Raw genomic sequence first — 4,219 nt, 5'->3', positions numbered from 1 at the left:
CAGGGAGCGGTACTCATCCGTGGAAGTGCGCCCCGGGCAGACGCCCGCGCACTCCCGGCCGCTGATCGCCAACACCACGACGAGGGACACGATCCAACTCCCGGAGGGTCCCGCAACGGTGAAGGGGTGAAGGCCGCACGGCCTCCCCGCGCAGCAACAACACTGTGCGGGGGCTGAGTTGAAGCAGAAGGAGGGTCCGTGGGGCTTCACTGGTCCTGGCACGCGCTGGCAGTAGCCGGCGCCTGCCGGATGACCGCAGTCGCCTTCGACGCCGTCGTCCGACGCGTCGTCCGCACCGCCTCGCAGGCTCGCGGTGAGCAGCACATGCGCGCACGCGTTTCCGCACCACCCCCCGCCCTGCCCGCCGGACCGCGTCCCGACACCGGGATCGCTGTTCCGCCGCCCGCCGTGGAGGAGCAGTGACCAGTCCTGACGCGCAGGATTTCGGCGTGATCGAACCAGCCGAACTCCCAACCGACTTCGAAGCGTTCTTCACTCGCCACATGAGCGAATTCCTTCGGGTCGCCGGCTCCCGCACCCGCAACCCCTACGATGCGGAGGAGGTTGTCATGGAGGCCGCCGTTGTGATGATCCGCAAGTGGCCCCGGATCCTGGCGCATCCCAAGCCGATCGCACTCGCCCACAAGATCCTCGACGACCAGATCGCCGACTTCTACCGGCGCCGCGCCCGCACCGCCGACCGAGAGGTTAGCTACGGCGCACTGACCGAGGCGGACGTGCCCACCGCGGACGACCTGCTGGCACTGCGCGGCCACGACGGTCTGGACCGGGCGCTTGCCGAGCTGGAGAAACGCGCGCCGCTCCAGGCCAAGTGCGTCATCCTGCGCTACGGCGCCAACCTGATGGCTCTCACCATCAACACCCCCCACAACCGCGACGCCCTGGTCTCCGCCGCGGCCAAGGCCGCCAACAAGCGCTTCATCAGCTAAGCGAGTACCCAGACGTCCAGTGGTGCCTGCACCGTACCGAGCGGTCGGCGGAGTCTCTGGCTCTCGGATGGGGGAGCGGTACATAGGTGGGCGCGCCTTTACGGTGGAGTCGTCCGCTGTCGGTCGTTGGCTGTGGATGCGTGACGTGTGGGTTGTTGGTCGTCGCGCAGCATTTGCATGGCCCCGGCACAGGCGGTGAACGCGGAAGGCGCCGTCCGTAGGGCGGGCGCGATGTCGCCGCCGGCGCCCGCCGTGCGGGATCGGCCGTGAAGTTCTAGTGAACCCTCCCGCCCCACGGGATCGCGCTTTTTACGCAGGTCAGAGCTGCTGTCCCCTGTGGGGATGATCAGTGTCGCGAAGGTTCAGAGGCGGAACGCCTGGCGGTACTTCGTGCGTGGGGTGGCGTTCGGGGACGGTCGCAGTCCGGCCCGCAGACCGTTGAAGGACGCTCAAAAGCAGGCCGGGCTGCCACCTGGTGTGTGGATGGGCCGTGGCCTGCGTGCACTCGGGCTCAGTGCCGGGGAGAAGGTGACGCAGCGGCAGTTGGAGCTGATGTTCGGCGAGGTCCGGCACCCAGACGCCGACCGCATCGAGCGCAAGCTCCTGGACGAGGGCGCCGACCCAGAAGAGGCGCGGCTGGCCACCGTTCTCGGCCAGCCGATCGAAGAGATCGAGAAGCGCGAGCAGGTCCCGCTGCTCGCCATCGAGTGGGTGGTCCGGCCGCAGGCATCCCTGATCGTGCTGTGGGCGCTGGGAGACGAGAGGACGCGTCGAGTCATCGAGCGGGCGCACGAGCGGGCCATCGCTGCCGTGCTGCGCTGGGTGGAGGACGAGGTCGCGGAGACCCGGTGGTCCTCCGGCCGCCAGCGTGCGAAGGCGCCGGCCTTGGTCGTCGCCGCCTTCCGGCACTTCGACAACCGGGACGGCTTCCCCCTACTCCATGACCATCTCCTGATACTGAACCGGGTGCAGCGCCCGGACGGCGAGTGGTACGCGCTGGACACCGTCCGCCTGTACCAGCACGTCGTTGCCGCCGGGACGCTCTACACCCTGACGATGACGACGGAGGTGTGCGAGGAACTCGGCCTCGCCACCGTTCCCCGGGAGGTGACGCCGGGCCTGCGACCGGTGATGGAGATAGCCGGGGTCGACCAGGAGCTGATCGACTGGTCGTCCACTCGCCGCCAGCGGATCGAGGACGCCCTGGAGGGCATCACCGAACAGTACGTGAAGACCCACGGGCGGCTTCCCGGCGAGCGCGCCCGCCACGGCCTCGGCTGGTGGGCGGCGCAGGACACCCGCCCCGAGAAGAAGACCCCGCGCCCTTTGACACAGCTGCTCGCATGGTGGCGGGCATCCGCGCTCCTCAAGTTCGGCAAGCAGATGGTCGACGGGCTCCTTCAGCGCTGCAGGGCAGCCGGGAAGATGATCCGGGCCCGGGTGAGCCCGCGGGTGGACACCCCGCTCGCCGCCGTCGACGTCGCCGCGGTCGTCTTCACCGTGCGCGGCACCTTCGCTCGCCGCCACGTCCTGGCCGAAGCCCGCCGGCACCTGCTGGAGACCCTGCGCGGCCGTGAGTTCACGCGCGGCTTGGACGACTACATCGCCGATGCGGCCCTGTCTCGCCACTCCCGCCGGCTCACCGTTGCCCAAGCCGGCCGCCGGACCCCGGCCCCCGACCAGCTCACCTACACTGCCGACTTCGTCTGGCCCGGCCGCTGGTGGATCGCCAGCGCCGACGGCAAGCCCCCTCGGGCCGCCACCCGCTACGAGCGGGCCAAGGTCGCCAGCCTCGCCGTGCAGAACGCGAGACGCGCAGCCCGCACCGCGCCTGCAGCCCTGGCCGACGCCCCGGCCGCGACCGCGTCGGCTCTCACGCACACCGACCAGCACCACAACCGGATGGCTGACGCCCCGCACAGCGTCGACCATCCGAGGCGGGACGTTGCTCTCACCCCGGCGCAACGGGCCGCAGCCATCCACGCCCACCAGCAGGCCGCGATGCCGCAGGAGTACCTGGAGGGCCGTACGACCGACCCAGCGACATGGATGCGGACACCCAAGAACCTGGAGCGGCTCGCTGCCCTTACCCGCGCGGCCGACGCCCGCCGCCGGGAGATCGAGGGCCGTGAGCTCCCGGCCGTCGACCCGGCCGACCCGCACCGCCAAGAGCACGAGCGGCAGCACCAGCGGCCCGGCCCCGGCCAGGGCCTCCAGCCGTGAAGGTTGGGGACCACCACGGCGTGCGGTGCGCGACGGGGCGACAGAGACCGTCTGGCGGGACGGGGGACGAAGTCATCGTGCCAGGCGCCGGGACGCGACCGGCCGTCCGACCCCGGAGCCGACCGGGAGCGGGGAGGGTGCGGGGGACCGATCTCCTTTGCGCGCGGAGGACCCGATGGTTGCCCCGGTCCCGCCGTACCTGTCGCCGGAACGCCTGGAGTACCTCCAGCAACTCGCGGACGCGTCCCGGCTGCGCGCGGCGCTGTTCAGGTCGCCGAAGCCGCCGCCGGTCCGGCGCCGTTCACGGCAGTACTCCGGCGGTCGGCCGAGCCCGTGGCGGCTCGCGCGCCTCGCCGCCGGAGGCGAGGGAGGCAGGGCCGCCGCGCCGGCGTCGGCCAAGCGGCGGCACGAGAAGTGGGGCGGCCCTAGTACTCCAGCAGGATTTCGGTGTCTGACCTGGTCTTTTCGCCGGGTGGCGGGAGTGTAGCGGGCCGCGGAGTGGTCAGGGGTGGCCTTTGGTAGGCCGCCCCTCGATCGTGCGACAGCGCCGCAGATAGTGACAGCATGCGGGGCAGCTTCCCCACGTGATCACCGAGTGCGTTGCTGAGCAGTGGGACCTGGAACTGGACGATCTCTTCGTGACCATCGGCCATCGCTTCGGCCGGGTGGAACTACGCCGCCGGATGCGCGACTACGTACGCGGCCTGCTCGCCCCGGTGGCCCGAAAGAACAGCTGGCAACTGGCCGAGCAGGCAGGTCACGCTACCCCTGACGGCCTGCAGCACCTGCTTGCCGGAGCGAAGTGGGATCCCGACGACATCCGCGACGACCTGCAGGAATACGTCGCCGCCAAGCTCGGCGAGAACGACGGGGTCCTCATCATCGACGACACCGGGTTCATCAAGAAGGGCATCACCTCCGCCGGGGTCCAGCGCCAGTACTCCGGAACCGCCGGGGCCTGTTTCTGAATAACTGTCAGGGTTGATCTTTCGGATGGTCCTCGTCAGGCAAGCGCACTCGAAGCTGTTCGAGGGTCCGGGCGGGCG

The 4,219-nt window shown here is 70.4% G+C and carries 4 protein-coding genes; all 4 read left to right on the top strand.

What is annotated here, in order from left to right; all coding sequences use genetic code 11:
- Positions 1–198 precede the first annotated feature (198 nt).
- The 4 genes from ACFYOH_RS44415 (at position 199) to ACFYOH_RS44400 (ending at position 4,141) form a co-directional block, all read left to right on the top strand.
- Complete coding sequence (locus tag ACFYOH_RS44415) at positions 199–423, top strand: hypothetical protein (protein ID WP_388637957.1); 225 nt, start codon at positions 199–201, stop codon at positions 421–423.
- An 80-nt stretch (positions 424–503) separates the two neighbouring features.
- On the top strand, positions 504–950 hold the full coding sequence (locus ACFYOH_RS44410; protein ID WP_388637954.1) for an RNA polymerase subunit sigma: 447 nt from the start codon (positions 504–506) through the stop codon (positions 948–950).
- Between the two features lie 342 nt (positions 951–1,292).
- Positions 1,293–3,173, top strand: coding sequence for a MobF family relaxase (gene mobF / locus ACFYOH_RS44405; RefSeq protein ID WP_388637952.1), 1,881 nt, complete (start codon positions 1,293–1,295; stop codon positions 3,171–3,173).
- A gap of 584 nt (positions 3,174–3,757) precedes the next feature.
- Complete coding sequence (locus ACFYOH_RS44400) at positions 3,758–4,141, top strand: transposase (protein ID WP_388637949.1); 384 nt, start codon at positions 3,758–3,760, stop codon at positions 4,139–4,141.
- The last annotated feature ends 78 nt before the right edge of the window (positions 4,142–4,219 follow it).

It is taken from the genome of Streptomyces sp. NPDC007856, assembly GCF_042868225.1.
Taxonomy (GTDB): domain Bacteria; phylum Actinomycetota; class Actinomycetes; order Streptomycetales; family Streptomycetaceae; genus Streptomyces.
This window is presented reverse-complemented; position numbering and strand designations above follow the sequence as displayed.

Bases quoted from the DNA above. Each gene is read 5' to 3' on its own strand.
- ACFYOH_RS44410 (WP_388637954.1), top strand. From the start codon at position 504: ATGAGCGAATTCCTTCGGGTCGCCGGCTCCCGCACCCGCAACCCCTAC.
- mobF (WP_388637952.1), top strand. From the start codon at position 1,293: ATGATCAGTGTCGCGAAGGTTCAGAGGCGGAACGCCTGGCGGTACTTC.